The sequence below is a fragment of the Vibrio sp. 2096 genome (assembly GCF_033339595.1).
In the GTDB taxonomy this organism is placed as follows: Bacteria; Pseudomonadota; Gammaproteobacteria; order Enterobacterales; family Vibrionaceae; genus Vibrio; species Vibrio alginolyticus.
In genome coordinates, this window is record NZ_JAWOUX010000002.1 from 674866 (window position 1) to 691870 (window position 17005).

General features: G+C 42.3%; 18 protein-coding genes. 7 read left to right on the forward strand and 11 right to left on the reverse strand.

What is annotated here, in order from left to right:
* Positions 1–118: 118 nt before the first annotated feature.
* From R7Q41_RS06290 to ttcA, 4 genes are all read left to right on the forward strand, one after another.
* The gene (locus R7Q41_RS06290) at positions 119–916 is read left to right on the forward strand and encodes a hypothetical protein (protein WP_005389175.1); all 798 of its coding nucleotides are present in this window, start codon (positions 119–121) and stop codon (positions 914–916) included.
* The gene (locus R7Q41_RS06295) at positions 909–1745 is read left to right on the forward strand and encodes a glucosaminidase domain-containing protein (RefSeq protein WP_017634900.1); all 837 of its coding nucleotides are present in this window, start codon (positions 909–911) and stop codon (positions 1743–1745) included. Before R7Q41_RS06290 ends, R7Q41_RS06295 begins: the two co-directional genes overlap by 8 nt.
* Before the next feature lie 13 nt (positions 1746–1758).
* Entirely contained in the window at positions 1759–2421 is a 663-nt protein-coding gene (locus tag R7Q41_RS06300) for a DUF2987 domain-containing protein (RefSeq protein ID WP_042522976.1), read from the forward strand.
* 199 nt (positions 2422–2620) lie between these two features.
* Positions 2621–3514, forward strand: a complete 894-nt coding sequence (ttcA, locus tag R7Q41_RS06305) for a tRNA 2-thiocytidine(32) synthetase TtcA (protein ID WP_005377502.1) — start codon at positions 2621–2623, stop codon at positions 3512–3514.
* Positions 3515–3654: 140 nt separating this feature from the next.
* On the opposite strand, the gene uspE is transcribed toward ttcA, so the two are convergent.
* The 10 genes from uspE to ccoN all read right to left on the reverse strand — a co-directional run bounded on the left by uspE (position 3655) and on the right by ccoN (position 12656).
* Entirely contained in the window at positions 3655–4602 is a 948-nt protein-coding gene (gene uspE, locus R7Q41_RS06310; protein ID WP_005377500.1) for a universal stress protein UspE, read from the reverse strand.
* Positions 4603–4782: 180 nt separating this feature from the next.
* Positions 4783–5529 carry an FNR family transcription factor gene (locus tag R7Q41_RS06315; RefSeq protein WP_005377497.1) on the reverse strand — a complete coding sequence of 249 codons (747 nt, stop codon included), beginning with the start codon at positions 5527–5529 and terminating at the stop codon, positions 4783–4785.
* A gap of 90 nt (positions 5530–5619) precedes the next feature.
* A complete protein-coding gene (locus R7Q41_RS06320; protein ID WP_017634899.1) occupies positions 5620–6300 on the reverse strand; it encodes a sulfite exporter TauE/SafE family protein in 681 nt (226 codons plus the stop codon).
* Positions 6301–6308: 8 nt separating this feature from the next.
* Entirely contained in the window at positions 6309–6473 is a 165-nt protein-coding gene (gene ccoS, locus R7Q41_RS06325) for a cbb3-type cytochrome oxidase assembly protein CcoS (protein WP_005377493.1), read from the reverse strand.
* A gap of 15 nt (positions 6474–6488) precedes the next feature.
* On the reverse strand, positions 6489–8852 hold the full coding sequence (locus tag R7Q41_RS06330; RefSeq protein ID WP_318144422.1) for a heavy metal translocating P-type ATPase: 2364 nt from the start codon (positions 8850–8852) through the stop codon (positions 6489–6491).
* A 4-nt stretch (positions 8853–8856) separates the two neighbouring features.
* A complete protein-coding gene (locus tag R7Q41_RS06335; protein WP_005377489.1) occupies positions 8857–9333 on the reverse strand; it encodes a FixH family protein in 477 nt (158 codons plus the stop codon).
* Between the two features lie 105 nt (positions 9334–9438).
* On the reverse strand, positions 9439–10413 hold the full coding sequence (gene ccoP, locus R7Q41_RS06340; protein ID WP_005377487.1) for a cytochrome-c oxidase, cbb3-type subunit III: 975 nt from the start codon (positions 10411–10413) through the stop codon (positions 9439–9441).
* Positions 10413–10586 (reverse strand): cbb3-type cytochrome oxidase subunit 3, encoded by a 174-nt coding sequence (locus tag R7Q41_RS06345; RefSeq protein WP_005377485.1) that lies wholly within the window; start codon positions 10584–10586, stop codon positions 10413–10415. Before R7Q41_RS06345 ends, ccoP begins: the two co-directional genes overlap by 1 nt.
* 9 nt (positions 10587–10595) lie before the next feature.
* Positions 10596–11216, reverse strand: coding sequence for a cytochrome-c oxidase, cbb3-type subunit II (gene ccoO, locus R7Q41_RS06350; RefSeq protein WP_005377475.1), 621 nt, complete (start codon positions 11214–11216; stop codon positions 10596–10598).
* Between the two features lie 12 nt (positions 11217–11228).
* Complete coding sequence (gene ccoN, locus R7Q41_RS06355) at positions 11229–12656, reverse strand: cytochrome-c oxidase, cbb3-type subunit I (RefSeq protein WP_005396488.1); 1428 nt, start codon at positions 12654–12656, stop codon at positions 11229–11231.
* 257 nt (positions 12657–12913) lie between these two features.
* Here ccoN and R7Q41_RS06360 point away from each other — a divergent pair, with 257 nt between their 5' ends.
* The 3 genes from R7Q41_RS06360 (at position 12914) to R7Q41_RS06370 (ending at position 16276) form a co-directional block, all read left to right on the forward strand.
* The gene (locus R7Q41_RS06360; protein ID WP_206959234.1) at positions 12914–13270 is read left to right on the forward strand and encodes a hypothetical protein; all 357 of its coding nucleotides are present in this window, start codon (positions 12914–12916) and stop codon (positions 13268–13270) included.
* Positions 13271–13383: 113 nt separating this feature from the next.
* Complete coding sequence (locus R7Q41_RS06365) at positions 13384–14565, forward strand: FIST signal transduction protein (protein WP_206959236.1); 1182 nt, start codon at positions 13384–13386, stop codon at positions 14563–14565.
* Positions 14555–16276, forward strand: a complete 1722-nt coding sequence (locus tag R7Q41_RS06370; protein ID WP_064377240.1) for an ATP-binding protein — start codon at positions 14555–14557, stop codon at positions 16274–16276. Before R7Q41_RS06365 ends, R7Q41_RS06370 begins: the two co-directional genes overlap by 11 nt.
* Positions 16277–16449: 173 nt before the next feature.
* On the opposite strand, the gene R7Q41_RS06375 is transcribed toward R7Q41_RS06370, so the two are convergent.
* Positions 16450–16818, reverse strand: coding sequence for a DUF3693 domain-containing protein (locus R7Q41_RS06375; protein WP_031817143.1), 369 nt, complete (start codon positions 16816–16818; stop codon positions 16450–16452).
* Between the last annotated feature and the right edge of the window lie 187 nt (positions 16819–17005).

Here is a 17005-nt window from a genome sequence, read left to right on the forward strand (position 1 = left end):
ATTGCAAGGATTGTAGGTGAGTTGTGATGTTAGATGTGGAAAGATTTCTTTATAATGACGATTACATTAATTGACTGGAATTCCAGTCAAAATTTTACAAGTTAGTCTTGGATAAACTATGAACGACGATTTTGAGAAAGATTTCAATCTTGGGGGGAGTGTAGAGCGAGCTTTGTCTGGCAACTACGAGCTTAAAGCTGGCGCGGTTTTTAACGAAGCTTGGCGAGCAACCATCCAGCACTTTTTATCATTTTCTCCTGCCATTATTGTATTGCTTTTTGTCCAGTTAGGTATTTTCTATATTGCATTAAAACTGCAGTTGGGCGATTTGAGCGTTATTCTTGATGCATTTGAGAACCCAGAGTCGTTCACAAACGATATTGTGTCTTCTATTTATGTCGCGAATTTCAGTTATGAGGTGATTAGCGCACCAATTTATGCGGGGATCAGCTTGATGGCTATGAGCCATGTCGCCGGCCTGAAGACTAAGTTGCGCCATGTTGGAAAGGGGTTGCAGTTCACCATTCCTGTTATTCTAGCAACGCTCATGAGCTTAATGCTACAAGGTGTGGTTGGTATGATTTTTCCTTTACTGTCGCTGTATCTTTCCTTGGCATTTAGTCACTCTATTTTGTTGATTTGTGAGAAAAGGGTGCCACCAATGCAAGCGTTGCTGTTATCACTTCGCGCAATCAACAAGAAGATTTTTGTGGTCGCGGGGCTTTACTTAGGCGTGATGTTAATGTTTATTATTGCAGCAATGTTCTACGGTATTGGCTTGATTTTTGTGCTGCCATTCTTCTTCCATTTGAAAGGCATACTCTACCGCGAAATGTTTGGAATTAAGCTTAAGATCGTTACAACACAGAAAAACGATAATGATCACGATGGTAACTCACAGGTGTTTGATGCCTAATTCTTTGAAATCAATAAGTTTACGAGTGGCGGCAACCTGTATAGCCGCCACTTTTATTTCTATAGGCCCATATTTACACTACGAGAAACAGTTTAAATATGTGGAAAATCCTGACGTACTCTCTGGCAAGATTAAGCATGTCGATTTATCACACTTGCCATACATCGGTGATATCCCAGACTTCAATTCAATAAAAGATACGAAAGAGAAAAAAGCTGCTTTTTTTGATTTTTTAAGGCCTAAAATTGCTCTTGAGAATCAACGAATTCGTCATGAGCGGGCCTTTCTTACCTCTTTAAAGGTGGGACAAGTGACGCAAGAACAACAAGAGTATGCTCAGCGGTTATCATCTCTGTATTCGTTGCCCTTGAGTAACGATAAGATTGATCAAGCATGGCTAGACGAGATGCTTGTGCGAGTGAACGTCTTACCTGAAGCCTTGGTTCTAACTCAAGCGGCAAATGAATCTGCGTGGGGCACTTCTCGTTTTGCTACTCAAGCAAACAACTTGTTCGGCCAATGGTGTTATAAAAAGGGCTGTGGAATTGTTCCAGCGCAACGTGGCGCTAACAAAGTTCATGAAGTTGAAAAATTCGATTCTGTACAACAGTCTGTTCATGGCTACTTTATGAATGTTAATCGAAACCCAGCGTATGCAGACCTGCGTGAAATCAGAACATCTCTGGCTGAAAAGAACAAGGGCTTGTTAACGGTTGCAACCGCGTCAGAGTTAACGCATGGGTTGCTAGCCTATTCTGAACGTGGCATCGCCTATGTACACGATCTTCGCGCTATGATTCGTCATAACAACGCCTACTGGACGCAATAAAATAACGGATAAAATGAAAAAGTTAAGCCTAAGTCTATTGGGAAGTGCGGCGCTAATTCTTGTATCGCCGATAACCCAAGCTCAAGAGTACATGTTCACGTACTCAAAGTTATACACTCAACTAAAAAACAACAATAAAGAAGGGCATGACGATGTGAAAGTTGGTGTCTTTTTTGTGGACGCAAAAACTAAACAAATTTGTACGATAGAAAAAGCTTGGATGGAAAAAGAAGAGCACTATGAAGAGTTTGTTATCCCTGCTTCACAAGAGTTGCCTTTACCTGTTGATAAAAACTTAAAGTCAGCGAATCCGTTGGTTTTTATCGATACCCCAAAAGATACACGTTGCGATTACTCACTTGTCGTGATGACCAAAGAACCATTACAGGGTAACGTTTCTTACGAGCAACTTAAGCCTCTTCTACCTCAAATGCAGACGATGCTGGAAGATTTAGGCGGTATGTTTGCGGGTTGGTTTACACCGGAAGTTCAAGGTGTGACGATGGAGTTTGCAAATCAACTGAATGATAAAGTGATTTTCTCAAACGGAACCGAAAAGCCAATTGTCAATGGCAAGATACAAGTCGCACTAAGTGAAATAGGGCAAGGTGGCACAATGACACTACCAGAACCGACGATGCGAGTGTTACCTTATCTACCTAACGCAAAGAAATGAACACTGAACGTTTAGAAAGGGCTGCAATCGCAGCTCTTTTTTCATTTGTGACCGTAACTAAAGTATCTTTCACACTCTTTTCTTAAAGACTCAATAAGACAAGCATTTAATCCTGTGTAAAAAGCTCGTATAATCCACGCCCCAAAGAAACCCATGTTAGGAAGTCCTAGTCGATTTATCGGCGATGTGAGAGCCCGCAATGAACCAAATAGATACAAGAAAAGAAACCCTAGAATTCAACAAGCTTCAGAAACGCCTGAGAAGACATGTTGGAAATGCCATTACTGATTACAACATGATCGAAGAAGGCGATGTTGTGATGGCATGTATTAGCGGTGGTAAAGATTCATTCGCGATGCTTGATATCCTGTTGAATCTTCAAAAAGCTGCGCCAATCAAATTTGAAGTGGTTGCAGTAAACCTAGACCAAAAACAACCGGGCTTCCCTGAGCACATTCTGCCAGAGTATTTCGAAACACTGAATATCCCTTACTATATTGTCGATAAGGACACGTATTCCGTCGTAAAAGAGAAGGTACCAGAAGGCAAAACCACTTGTGGTCTTTGTTCACGCCTGCGACGTGGTACGCTGTATTCATTTGCAGAGAAGATTGGTGCAACTAAGCTTGCGCTAGGTCATCACATGGATGACATCGTCGAAACAATGTTCTTGAACATGTTCCACGGCTCTCGCCTTAAAGCGATGCCACCAAAGCTACGCTCTGATGATGGTCGTAACGTGGTCATTCGTCCATTGACTTACTGTCGTGAAAAAGATTTGATCAAATACGCTGAGCACAAGGATTTCCCAATAATTCCGTGTAACCTTTGTGGCTCTCAAGAGAACCTTCAGCGTCAATCTATAAAAGCAATGTTGATTGAATGGGATAAGAAGACGCCAGGGCGTGTGGAAGCAATTTTTAAATCAATTCAAAACGTAAGCCCAAGCCAACTAGCAGACCGCGAATTGTTCGACTTTGTTAACTTACCGCTAGATCGTGAAGGTAACCGCGAAGAGTATGAATTTAATGAGGCTGTCGTTTCTTCGACGAATATTGATGAATCAATGTTCATCGATGTTACGAACATCTAACTCGTAAAAAAGGAGGTCAATTAGACCTCCTTTTTTGTACCCAATGCTTTAACTGTTCCCAAACAAAAATCCCCCTGTATTGGGGGGATTTATTAGCGCTTATTTGAAAGCGCTCAATACATAACAATACTAAAGAGAGATTAGGTTGCTGTATTTGGATCGAGAGGACTAATGTAGCCTTTTGGTTTTAGAGCCAACACATCGCAATTTATTTTATCAATTACGTGCTCCGCTGTATTACCAATAAAGACAGCAGAAAGCCCTGTTCGCCCTGTGGTACCTAAAATAACCATTGCTGCGTTCAAGCGCTCTGCAGCTGCCGGAATGACATCTTCAGGTAAACCTTGCTCAACTATCGTTTGTTCTTCATCAAGACCATGTTTTTGGCGTAGTGCTTTCATAGCCGTTAAATGATGACCTCGCACCGCATCGGTATAAGTCGTTGGGTCAAATTCAGGAAGTTCAATCGTAATGTTCGCCGGTGTAACGGGGTAGGCGTTAACAAGATATGGCTTGGCCTCAAGCCGAGTGGTGATTTCTTTTAATCGCTCGACCATCGTATCGTTGAGATCAATATGAGTCGGGTTTTCTGAGCCCACATGTACTGAGGCAAGGATACTTGCTTGTTCCGGCCAAGCAGCATTCTTAATAAGAAGCACTGGAATAGGGCATTTTCGCAACAAGTGCCAATCTGTCGGTGTGAAAATGACAGACTCTAAAACATCATGCTTACGTGTGCCTTTGATGACTAGGTCATGATTGCCTGCATAGACTTCAGCAATAATCGCCTCATAAGGGCGGTTGTGCCAGACAACACAAACATCAAAGTCGAAGCCATCGTTTAGGTATGGTTGAGCAATTTTACGCATCCACTGCTCACGCTGATGAATGACACCTCGACGCATAGCATCTCTTTCATCCACTGATAGCATTGACGTCATGTCATACGAGAAATCGTAAATGGATAAAAAGAAAGTGATTCGGCTTCTAGATACACTTTTCTGAGCTAATTGAACAGCTCTTGCAAGTGCGGGCTGCTCATCATTATTGATGTCAGCTACAACAAGGATCTTACTGTATATACTCATAACTAAGCCCACTTCTATTGCAAAACCAGATACTGAATGTAAATTAAATCAGTATTTTGGAGTACTCACCGTACATTTTTACTGTAGCTTAGTTTGGAGAACTTTTTGAGGACTTTCGAAAGGAATTTATGAGAAATATGATGTAGCTCATTTTCGAGCTACATCAATAATTAGGGTGTATTATTCTTTAGTTACACCAGCAAGTTCCATCAATGCATCGTGGTCTAAGATAGTGATATATTTACCTTTTACGCTTAGGATCTCAGATTTCTGGAAACGACCTAACAAACGACTGATCGTTTCGACTGTAAGACCAAGGTAGTTGCCAATATCACCACGAGTCATAGTTAAACGAAACTCTCTAGGGCTGAAGCCACGCTGAGAAAAACGCGTTGATAGGTTGTAAAGGAAAGCAGCTAGTCGCTCTTCTGCGTTCTTTTTAGAAAGAAGCAAAATCATTTCCTGATCACCTTTAATTTCGTTACTCATCAAACGCATGATTTGCTGGCGAAGCTTAGGCATTTTACCCGATAGATCGTCTAAAATTTCGTATGGGATTTCACATACCATTGACGTTTCGAGTGCTTGAGCAAAGCTAGGGTGGGAGTCACCAGTGATAGCATCGAAACCGACTAAGTCTCCAGCTAAGTGAAACGCTGTGATTTGCTCATCACCTTGCTCTGTGATCGTATAGCTCTTGATGGTACCAGAGCGGATAGCGTATAGCGATTTTAGCTCATCACCGGCCTTAAAAAGCTCTTGTCCTTTTTGAATAGGCTTCTTACGTTCGATGATTTGGTCAAGCTGGTCAAGTTCTGCCTCATTTAGAGTGAACGGGATACACAGTTGACTAATGCTACAATCTTGGCAATGAATGGCGCAACCGCCTGATTGGATACGCTTTGTTGCAGGTTTTTCAGAAATCATAACAACCTTTCACTATTTGATATACATCAATATTTTAGCATCGCTTAATCTTAAAGGGTAGCAAAAATGTCACCTCAATAGAGTTTAACGTTATATGAAACCGAGTAACGCTAAGGCTCCTACAGCGGTATACGTACCATAGCCAATAAGGATTAATGCTGAAATATTTCTAAATATTAATGATTTTTGTAATTTCTGAAAATGATTGGCACCGTATCCAATAATAAGCATTGCAGGTAGTGTTCCGAGCCCAAACGCAAGCATAATTAGGCCGCCGTTCATCGCACTACCAGAAACCGCCGACCAAGTAAGCGCTGAATAAACTAAGCCACATGGTAACCAACCCCAAATAAAGCCAAATGGCAACGCGTGAAGAGGATGCTTTAGTGGCAACAGATTCTTCCCTGCCGGCGAGATAAAGCGCCAGATATACTGCCCTAGCTTTTCTATTAAAAGTAAGCCTTGCCACCATTTAGCAATATACAGCGCGACCAGAATCATGAATAAGGCCGCAATCAGCCTTAACCAAGCAAGAGAGTGCGTTAACCCACTAAGTTCAGATAAACCTGATATAGCACCACCGACTAATGCTCCTATTAAGGTATAACTGATCAATCGTCCGAGGTTGTAGAAGAGGGGGATAAGAGGGGTAGTTTTATTTTTAGCAGAAGAGCCCATGGTAAGCAGAGACGCGATACCACCACACATACCCATACAATGACCGGCTCCTACTAAGCCGATCATCAACGCACCGATAAAATCAGGAGTCATAAAGGTCGCTACTTTTTATCACTATTAGATTGGTCTTCTTCGTCGAGAAGAATGTTGTGCCCTTGCCGTTCAAGATCTTCAAACTGATCGCTTCTTACTGCCCAAAGAAAAACGGCGACAGCAACACAAACGAGAACGATAGCGATGGGAATCAATATATAAAGACTTTCCATGTTTGCTTTCTCTACTTATTTCTCTTTGAGCAGGCGCAAAGAGTTAGATACAACGATAATTGAGCTTGCAGACATGCCAACTACTGCAATGTAGGGAGCCACTAAACCTGCGACCGCCAAAGGCAAAATTAACAGGTTGTAACCCAAAGACCAAGCCAAGTTTTCTCGAATAATCTTTCTTGTACGCAGTGCAAGCAAACGTGCTTCTAGTAGCTTTTCGAGATTATCCCCAAGTAACGTCATATCTGCAGAAGCTTTAGCGACATCTGTACCACCGCCCATTGCGACAGAAAGGTGAGCTCCGGCGAGAGTCGGCGCGTCATTGATTCCATCACCAACCATCATAGTGATACTGTTTTCGTCCAAGCTCTTAAGGTATGCAAGCTTATCTTCTGGCTTTGCTGACGCGACGATGTGATCGATACCAATTTCATTCGCCACTGGTTGGGCGTTTGAGAGAGAATCACCAGTTAGCAGGGTTGTCTTAATTCCAGCGTCAGCAAAACGTTGAATAAAGGCTTTGCTTTCTTTTCGGATAGGGTCGCGGTAGTAAAAGCTAGCGGCATGCTTGCCATCAACCGACAGATAGACCGCCTGGCTTTCACCACTTTCTTTGCCTTGAACAAAAGCAGCACTACCTATCTTAACGATTTTGCCATTCCACATACCCTCAATCCCTGAACCAATCACGTTTTGCACGTCAGACACGATAAAGTCATCATTGGTGTAAGTTGCAAAAGAACGAGCGATAGGGTGGTTTGCATGAGCCTCTAAAGCTGCAGCTAGTGATAGACAATCTTTCTGTGGGAGATCACTAAGTACCTTTGTTTCACAGATCTCAATATCACCTTTCGTTAGAGTGCCTGTTTTATCTACAACTAAGTGGTTGATCTTACATAGTGTCTCAAACACATGGCCTTTACGAAGCAAAATGCCAAAATTACCCATTCTAGAGGTAGCACAAGTGAGAGCGGTCGGAGTAGCCAGAGATAGCGCACATGGGCATGTAGCGACTAACACAGACAGCATGATCCAAAACGCATCATCTGGTTTTGTTTGATGCCAGTAAAACCAAGTACCAGCAGAGATAATAAGAATCACACCAACAAAGTAACGGGCGACAATGTCTGCAATTTCCGCAATTTTAGGTTTGGAGTGTTGAGCTTCATCTTGTAAACGCACGATGTTAGAAATCATTGAATCGGCCTTTGAGCTTACTACCTCAAGTTCAAATGATTCGTCTCCGTTTAGTGTTCCCGCATAGACGACATAGCCTTCTCGTTTCACAACGTGCACTGACTCACCCGTTAACATGGATTCATCAATATGAATACGGCCTGAAATAACTTTACCGTCAGCGGGGATATGTTCACCAGGTAGAACGCGAATACGATCGCCAACTTTTAGCGTCTTCACGGGGATCTGATCACCGTCCAGCGTTGTAGCAATTGCAGGAATCAACTTAAGAAGGTTACCACTCGCTGCAGCAGCTTTGCGACGAGCGCGCATCTCTAAGAATCGACCTACTAACAAAAAGAAGGTAAACATCGAGATAGATTCAAAGAAGACTTCGCCTTGTTCAGTTACTGTTGCAACTAAACTTGCAACATAGGCAAAGATCAACGCGATAGAAACCGGGACATCCATACCAAGGGTTCGACCTTTGATACTACGCCATGCGTTTAAGTAAAATGGAAGAGCGGAATAAAGCAAAACAGGAGTAGCAAAAATCAAACTTACCCAACGAAAGTAACTTTTAAACTCTGGCTCTAAATCACCAAAGACTTCGAGATACAGTGCAACGGCGAGCATCATGACCTGCATGGTTGCTAAACCTGCAATACCTAGTCGATATAGATATTGCTTCATCATTCGATGGTAAGAGGCTTCTTGCTTATCTGCTTCAAAAGGTGCAGCTTTGTAACCAAGTTTATGAATAACGGAAAGGAGCTCGCTTAACCGTACCTGAGTTTTATCCCAGGCTAGTAACGCTCGATTGGTGGTTGTATTAACACGGATAGATACCAACCCGGCCGTATTAGAAACTTGCTTTTCGATTAACCACGCACAAGCGGCACATGAAACGCCTTCCAAAGAAAGGGTTACTTCAGAAACATTTTCGCGATTTCGTACGAATTCAGATTGTACATCCGCATTGTCATAATGAATTAAAGCTTGGAGTTGCTCTGGTACTAGGTCTGCCTTTTCTGCAGGCGCAGTGCGGTATTGGTAATATGATACAAGACCACTATCTACAATAGTCTGCGCCACAGTTTCGCAGCCCGGACAACACATGTCGCGAATTTCACCCAATATTTCTACTTTGAAATCCGTGTTGGCTGGTACATCTTCACCGCAGTGATAACAGGATTTACACATATGCTTACTTCATTAACGGTGTTGAAGAGGCAGGAAACTCAACTTTACCTTGGATCATCCATTGCTTGTCGTGTGGTTGTAGTTCAACAAACCATGGTCCTTGAATAGATTCCTCAGCTTTTAGTCGGTAATTACCAGATGCATCCGCTGTTACAAGCTTTGTGAAGTCACGATCAGGAAGAGTACGATGAGTGAAAGTGGCCGTTAGAGCAGGGTAATGAGGTAGCTTCCCTTTAGCGAAAACAATCACAACATTGTTATTTTCAGAGGAAATCTCAGCGTTAAGACCTAGGTCACGAGCGACATTCATTTTACTAATGTCGATATTAATGCCTTTGCCTTTTTTATAGTAATCCTCGGCGACTAAAGAAACAGAGTTGTTCGAGAAAACGACCACAGTAATCACAGTCCAAACTACGACAGTAAGAGGAAGGATGATTAGGAACCACGGCCAAAATTGTTTATACCAAGGCTTTACCATAAAAAAGTTCTCAACAGCTAAATGAAAAAATGTAAGGCGTTAAATTTAAAGGAAAGACAGCCCCTATGAAAGGGGCTGTTATTGCTATGTTACGTAATATCTCAGTTACTTACTCTCTGAGTTACTTAAACTCCAGACATATGAGGCAACGAGCTGAACTTTATCTTCACCCAAAATGTCTTTCCACGCAGGCATTACGCCTGAGCGTCCGTTCATTACGGTTTCTGTTACAGCTGCACGAGAGTCACCAAATAACCAGTCTTGGTCTGTAAGGTCAGGCGCACCGACTGCAGGGTTACCCTTACCATCGGTACCATGACAAGCTGCACACACTACGAAGCGTGCTTTACCTGCCGCGGCTTCACGAGCATTTACTTTACGACCAGATAAACTAAGTGTGTAACTTACAACTTCTTGAACACCTTGCTCACCAAGGGCATCTTTCCATGCTGGCATTTGACCAATACGGCCGTGCATGATGGTTGTAACGATCGCTGCTGGCTCGCCACCATATAGCCATGCATCATCAGTCAGGTTAGGGAAGCCTTTCTGACCACGTGCATCAGAGCCATGGCATTGAGAACAGTTTTGCAAAAACAAACGCTGACCAACTTTTAATGCTTCAGGATCTTGCGCAATTTCAGGAATTGGGCGTAGACCACTGTCATTGTGCGCAAGTTTACGGAATGCTTCGCCGAAGTAAGCGTCGGCATCATCCAGTTCTTTTGCATATTGGTTTAGTTGCTTGTTCTCTTGTGCTGCAGCGATGGCTTCTTTTGACTCTTCTAGTGAGCGAACGGTTTGAGCCGAACTCTGCCAGTTTAAAAAGCCCTTGAAGCTACCTAGACCTGGGAATAGGGCAAGGTAAACTGCTGCGAACACAAATGTGCTTACAAACAGGTAAGTCCACCACTTTGGTAGAGGGTTGTTTAGCTCGCGAATACCATCGTACTCGTGGCCCATGTCTTCCCCTTCCTCGACGCCCATTTTATCTTTAGCGCACCAAGTCAGGAGAATCGCACAGCCTACTAGCGTACCGACAGTAATCACGATAATCCAGAGACTCCAGAATGTAGTCATTACTTCTTCACTCCTTGGTTATTAGGGGTCTTTTGTTCTTCGTCAGCAAACACCAAGTTGGCATCTTCTTCAAAGCGTGCTTTACGCTTTTTACTAAATGCCCACCATACGATGCCAATAAAACTAGCGAAGAGTACAACGGTATAAATACTATGAATTGTACCGAAATCCATATGATCCCCTTACTTCATTGCATGACCAAGAGACTGAAGGTAAGCGATGATTGCATCCATCTCTGTTTTACCTTCTACTTCTTTAGCCGAATTCGCGATCTCTTCATCAGTGTATGGAACGCCGAACTGATCACGAAATAGCTCAAGTTTCTTCTGAGTTAGCTTACCGTCTAAAACGTTTTCAGCTAGCCACGGGAAACCTGGCATGTTTGACTCAGGTACAAGCTCACGAGGATCTAACAGGTGAACACGGTGCCATTCGTCAGAATAACGACCACCAACACGAGCTAAATCCGGGCCTGTACGCTTAGAGCCCCAAAGGAATGGGTGTTCCCAAACACTCTCACCAGCAACAGAGTAGTGACCGTAACGTTCAGTCTCTGAGCGGAAAGGACGAACCATCTGGCTGTGACAGACGTTACAACCTTCACGGATGTAGATATCACGGCCTTCCATCTCCAAAGGAGTGTAAGCGCGCAGATTTTCTACAGGTTCAGTCGTTTGCTTTTGGAAAATCAGAGGCGTGATCTCTACAAGAGCACCCCAACTGATAGCAAACACGATAAAAATAGCCAACAAACCGACATTACGTTCTAAGATTTCATGGCGATTATTAGAATTATTACTCATTCTTAAATCTCCTTATGCCGGATGTGGGATAGCTTTTAGGCTTTCTTTAGGTGCACTTACCGTTTTGTACGTGTTGTATGCCATTAGGAACATACCAGATAGGAAGATAAATCCGCCTAGGAAACGTACAAAGTAGAACGGATAAGACGCTTCTACAGACTCAACAAAGCTGTAAGTTAGCGTACCGTCAGAGTTAACCGCGCGCCACATAAGACCTTGCATTACACCAGAGATCCACATCGCAACGATGTAAAGAACGGTACCGATTGTTGCTAGCCAGAAATGCACATTAACTAGACCAACAGAGTACATACGCTCTTGGCCAAATAGGCGAGGTACCAAGTGATATACAGAGCCGATAGAAACCATCGCAACCCAACCTAACGCACCAGAGTGAACGTGACCAATGGTCCAGTCGGTGTAGTGAGAAAGTGCGTTAACCGTCTTAATCGACATCATCGGGCCTTCAAAGGTAGACATACCGTAGAACGACAGTGAAACGATTAGGAAACGTAGGATAGGGTCATAACGAAGCTTATGCCATGCACCAGATAACGTCATAATACCGTTGATCATACCACCCCAAGAAGGAGCAAATAGAACCAGCGACATAACCATACCTAGAGACTGAGTCCAGTCTGGTAGCGCTGTATAATGAAGGTGGTGAGGGCCTGCCCAAATATATAGAGAAATAAGTGCCCAGAAGTGAACGATAGATAGACGGTAAGAATAAACAGGACGTTCAGCTTGTTTAGGAACGAAGTAGTACATCATACCTAGGAAACCGGCGGTCAGTAGGAAACCTACCGCATTGTGTCCATACCACCACTGAACCATCGCATCCACTGCGCCCGAGTAAATCGAGTAAGATTTACCAAGTGACACAGGAATAGCCATGCTGTTCACGATGTGAAGTACTGCTACTGTGATAATAAAGGCCCCGAAGAACCAGTTTGCCACATAAATATGTGACGTGTTTCGCTTCACTAGTGTGCCGAAGAACACCACCGCATATGATACCCATACTAGCGCAATTGCGATATCAATAGGCCATTCTAGCTCAGCATACTCTTTACCCGATGTTAAACCGAGAGGCAAAGTAATGGCTGCTGCCAGGATGATTGCTTGCCAACCCCAAAAGGTGAAGGCAACGAGTGGGCCACCAAAAAGACGTGTTTGACATGTGCGCTGTACAACATAATAAGACGTTGCGAACAGAGCACTGGTACCAAACGCAAAAATTACCGCATTAGTATGCAGTGGACGTAAGCGACTGTACGTCAACCACGGCGTATCAAAGTTTAGCTGTGGCCAAACTAATTGAGCGGCAATCAAAACACCAACAGCCATACCAACTATGCCCCATAAAATGGTCACAAGGGTAAATTGGCGAACGACTGTATAGTTGTAGTTTTGTTCAAGCTGCTTTACTTGGCTCATTTGCATGCTTCCAATTTCTAATTAACTACACTTTTACTTCCAACACGACTTGCGTCGTAACACCACCCAAGTAAACTCTAGAATTCAAGTGTTATCATCACCTTATTTCCATTGCTGACTTTAATAAAAAGTGGCATTTTCAGCGTGACACTATACTTGAATTAACAATTCAATGACAGGGTAGTAACCTTACTGGACCTCTGGAAATCATTTTTTATTTAAAAAGTTTGAAGTTTGTAACAAGGATATTAGTAATTATGCCTGCACAAAAGTTAACAAAGGCGCGACTTGCACAAATCTTAATCATGCTCAGTGTTTTAATAGGCGCATTTTTCTGGCGTACCTTTACACACGAGAGTGTTAATAGCGTTGACTGTTCACAAAAAGAACGATGCGATGTAACAATTGAAGGAGAAATAATCACGATTAATCGTGACTCAATGGGAATTTCGCTCGAAACGATAGAAAGTAGCACTCTAAAAATTGATCTAAATCAATCTGGTAATTTTATCAACTTCAACGAGAAGCATAAGTCAGTAGAATGGGACATCATGCCTGAATCGAAAAAAATCACCTTTAAAAAAGGTGAAAACATTGTTGTAGTTCAATTATAAATACGATCTATCACGAGATAATCGTAACTTATTAATGAAATTAACACCTTCTTACCTAGAGAAAATTGGTTGGAATGGTATAACAGCAGAGTGATATCCAATTATAAAATCGTATGCATTGCCAATCAGTTTTTACTCATATTAAAGATGAAGACTCAGCGATAAAAACGCTCAGGTCCGAATTGACACAACAGAACTTGTCTTACGTGATGTGTTACTACACGGAAGAATACAATTTCGAGTTGATTCGAGAAGCGTTTCTTGCGCATTTTCCTGGTGTGCCTTTTCATGGAGCCAGTTCATGTCAAGCCGTAATGACAGATCAGGGCTTTCATACAGGCCCAGTAATTGCGGCACTTGCTGTTTATGATACAGGTCCTCATGCTTATGGTACTGGTATTTCTAATCACAACTCAGGTGACAGCGTCACCAAGGCTTTGGATATGGCCCTTGAGAGCGCTAACCGTGTAGGAGAGGTACCAAACTTAATTCTACTTCATGCCACACCAGGGCAAGAGGAATCAATCATTGCGTCTATAGATGAAAGATTTGGAACTCTAATTCCAATTATTGGTGGTTCGGCCGCTGATAATAACATCGCTGGGAAATGGTCTGTGATAACCGCCCAAGGCTCTCAAACTTCAGGTTTAAGCTTAACTCTCTTTTACTCCTCTCAACCTGTTGATATCGCTTTTAGCGCTGGACATACACCAACTAATATCAAAGGTGTTGCAACCAAGACCAACGATAGATGCTTACTTGAAATTGATAACGAACCTGCGCTCAATGTTTATAGAAGGTGGACAAATCACCAGGATAACCAAGTAGGTAAAGATAATATGCTGTTTACAAACTCGAGTGCTTATCCATTAGGGCGGATCGCAGGTCATCTCTATGATCGCCCATATTACAAATTATCCCATCCGATCCGTGAGACGCCAGATGGTGGAATCGAGTTGTTTACACGAATAGAAGAGGGTGACGAGCTCACATTAATGAAAGGAAGTCGTGAGCATCTCGTTGCGCGCGCTGCAAAAGTCGTCAATGCCGCTTTTAACCAAAAATTAGAAGAGTCTCGAAAAATTGGAGTGATAAATATCTTTTGCGCAGGTCCCATGTTGCACTTAATGCAAGACATGAATAGCGTTTGTGAACAAATTAACCAAGAACTAGAACATTTGCCTTTTATTTGCCCTTTTACTTTCGGCGAGCAAGGTAGATTTATTGGTGGTGAGAATGGACATGGAAACCTGATGATTTCATCGGCTATATTCCATAAACCTTATGAAAGATAAATACTTAGACATATATCAACAGGAAGCGCTTCAAGAAGCGTTAGTTGAGCTAAAGCAGGCTAGACAAAGAGAACGACTACTCGCCGATGAAAACAAGGCCATTCTTTCCGCGATATCTGCGATGAGTGAGGCAAAGAATCGGCATGAGATATTTACGGGATTAAACAATGTCCTCAAAAAGTACATCAACTTCGATGATTTTATTGTACTGACTCGTGATGGTGAACGATATCCCTTCAAGACATTGATATCAACTAATAGCGTATTTGATAATGTATCCTGGTTACACGGTAACACCTATCAAAGAGCTCTCAATGGTGAATGCATTCTACTGTTCGAGCCAGATAAACTCGCTGAGTTTGTTAACTTAAACAGCTTTATAAAAAGCCATGTAAACTCGGTCGTTTTAACTGGTATACGTTCAGAAGTAACGCAAACCGTAATCCTACTTATTGGAGCTCAGAAAGGGCACTTTAGCATAGAGAATAAGGAAACCTTGAGGCGGTTTCGTCCCTTAATTGAAAGGGCGGTCATTGATATCGAGACCAAAGAGAAGTTACAACGTATCGTTGAGGTAAGAACAACTCAGCTCGCTAAAGCAAGAGAAGAAGCAGAGCTTGCGAACCGCTCTAAGTCGGAGTTCTTAGCGATGATGAGCCATGAAATAAGAACCCCTTTAAATTCCGTTCTTGGAATGCTAGATATACTGAAGCAATCAACCTTGTCAGAAGAACAAATTGATGCGTTGAGCCAAATGGAGTGCTCTGCAGAGTTACTTCTCGCGATAATCAGTGACATTCTTGATCTCTCTAAAATCGAGTCAGGTCGCTTTCAGCTCAATGAACAATGGATTAATTTAAGAGACACTGTCACTTTTGTCATTTCTCAGCAAAAACAAATAGCTAAGAAGAAAAATCTCCAATTTAAACTCAACTGTACTGTCACTAATGACAAACAATTTTGGATTGACTCCACGCGGTTATCTCAAATTCTGTTTAATCTAATAGGGAATGCAATAAAGTTTACAGACGAAGGTGAAGTAAAAGTTTCTGTATCTGAGCAAGATGCTGAACTTGTGATCTCAATATCTGACACTGGAATTGGTATATCTAAAGCAAAGCAAGAGCACTTGTTTACGGCATTTCATCAAGGAGACCGTTCCATCACGAGACGCTTCGGTGGTACAGGACTGGGGCTCGCAATAACCAAGCATTTAGTTGAAATGATGCGTGGAAAGATTGCCGTTAAAAGTGATGAGCATGTTGGTTCAACCTTTACGATTTCGATTCCAGTTTTGACTCGTTGTAATCAAAATCGTCCAGTTAGAATCGAAACCAATCAACCGACAAAAGCAATGGAACTTCTCGTCGTAGAAGATACCGAGTCGAATCAGTTCGTAATAAAGCTTATCTTAAATAAGCTTGGCCATAATGTTCATATCGCAAGCCATGGAGCAGAGGCATTAACATTTTTAGAAGAGAATGAGGATTTAATCGATTTGATTCTCATGGATGTCTCGATGCCAGTGATGGATGGAATTACCGCAACAAGACTTATTCGAGATAAAGGTCTCAGGACCCCAATTATAGCGTTAACTGCACATGCGTTAGAAAGCGATAGAGATAAATGCCTGGATGCCGGTATGGACGGGTTCATTTCCAAGCCAGTTAGAAGACAAGATATCTTTGAAGCTATACAGTCATTTCAATAAGTAAAAAGGCGTTAATATAGATCTTAACAATCGATAGATTATTAAGATCTATATTAAGTATTTTATGGTAAATAACCATTATGTTTAATGCTCACAGTAAGGCCCTTAAATTTAAAATCTGCAGGGGAATAGGAGCATACTCAGACAACATTTGGCGTACGGCGATATACAATTTAACATAACACATATAATGCGCACTGTAATAGTGATTCCTGTGGACTTGCAATCACTAAAGCCAATCCGGCACAAACCATTGAAATGCTTGATAATCCAAGTCCGTTATACTTTTTTGCAATGCTTTCCCACATGCTTTTTATAGCTGGGTTTTCATTGCGATCAGCGTGACATCCTAGCAACGCAATCTCCGGGTCTATACCTGCGCCGTGTGCTAGAAAAACTGCTTCTTCATCAGTAAGTTGTCTAACACCTTTGCGAATTTTACTAATCTTCGGCGGGTCTAGATTCAAATCGTGCGCAACCTGCTTATCTTGTACGTAGTTTTTCGCCTTTTTGTAGGCGTTAATTAGTTCAGCTGTGTACATAAGAACCTCCATTTCTTCTCATTGTAGCCACAAAGTTGCCATAAATCGCATCTTGCAGTTGCCATTCTTCGCAACTACGATTGCCATAAATCGCAATTGGTCAGGTGTCATTATGCTTACGGAACAAATCAAATCCCTTATCGAAAATGAATGTGCGCTTAGTCCTCGACTTACTGGCGTGTTCTTC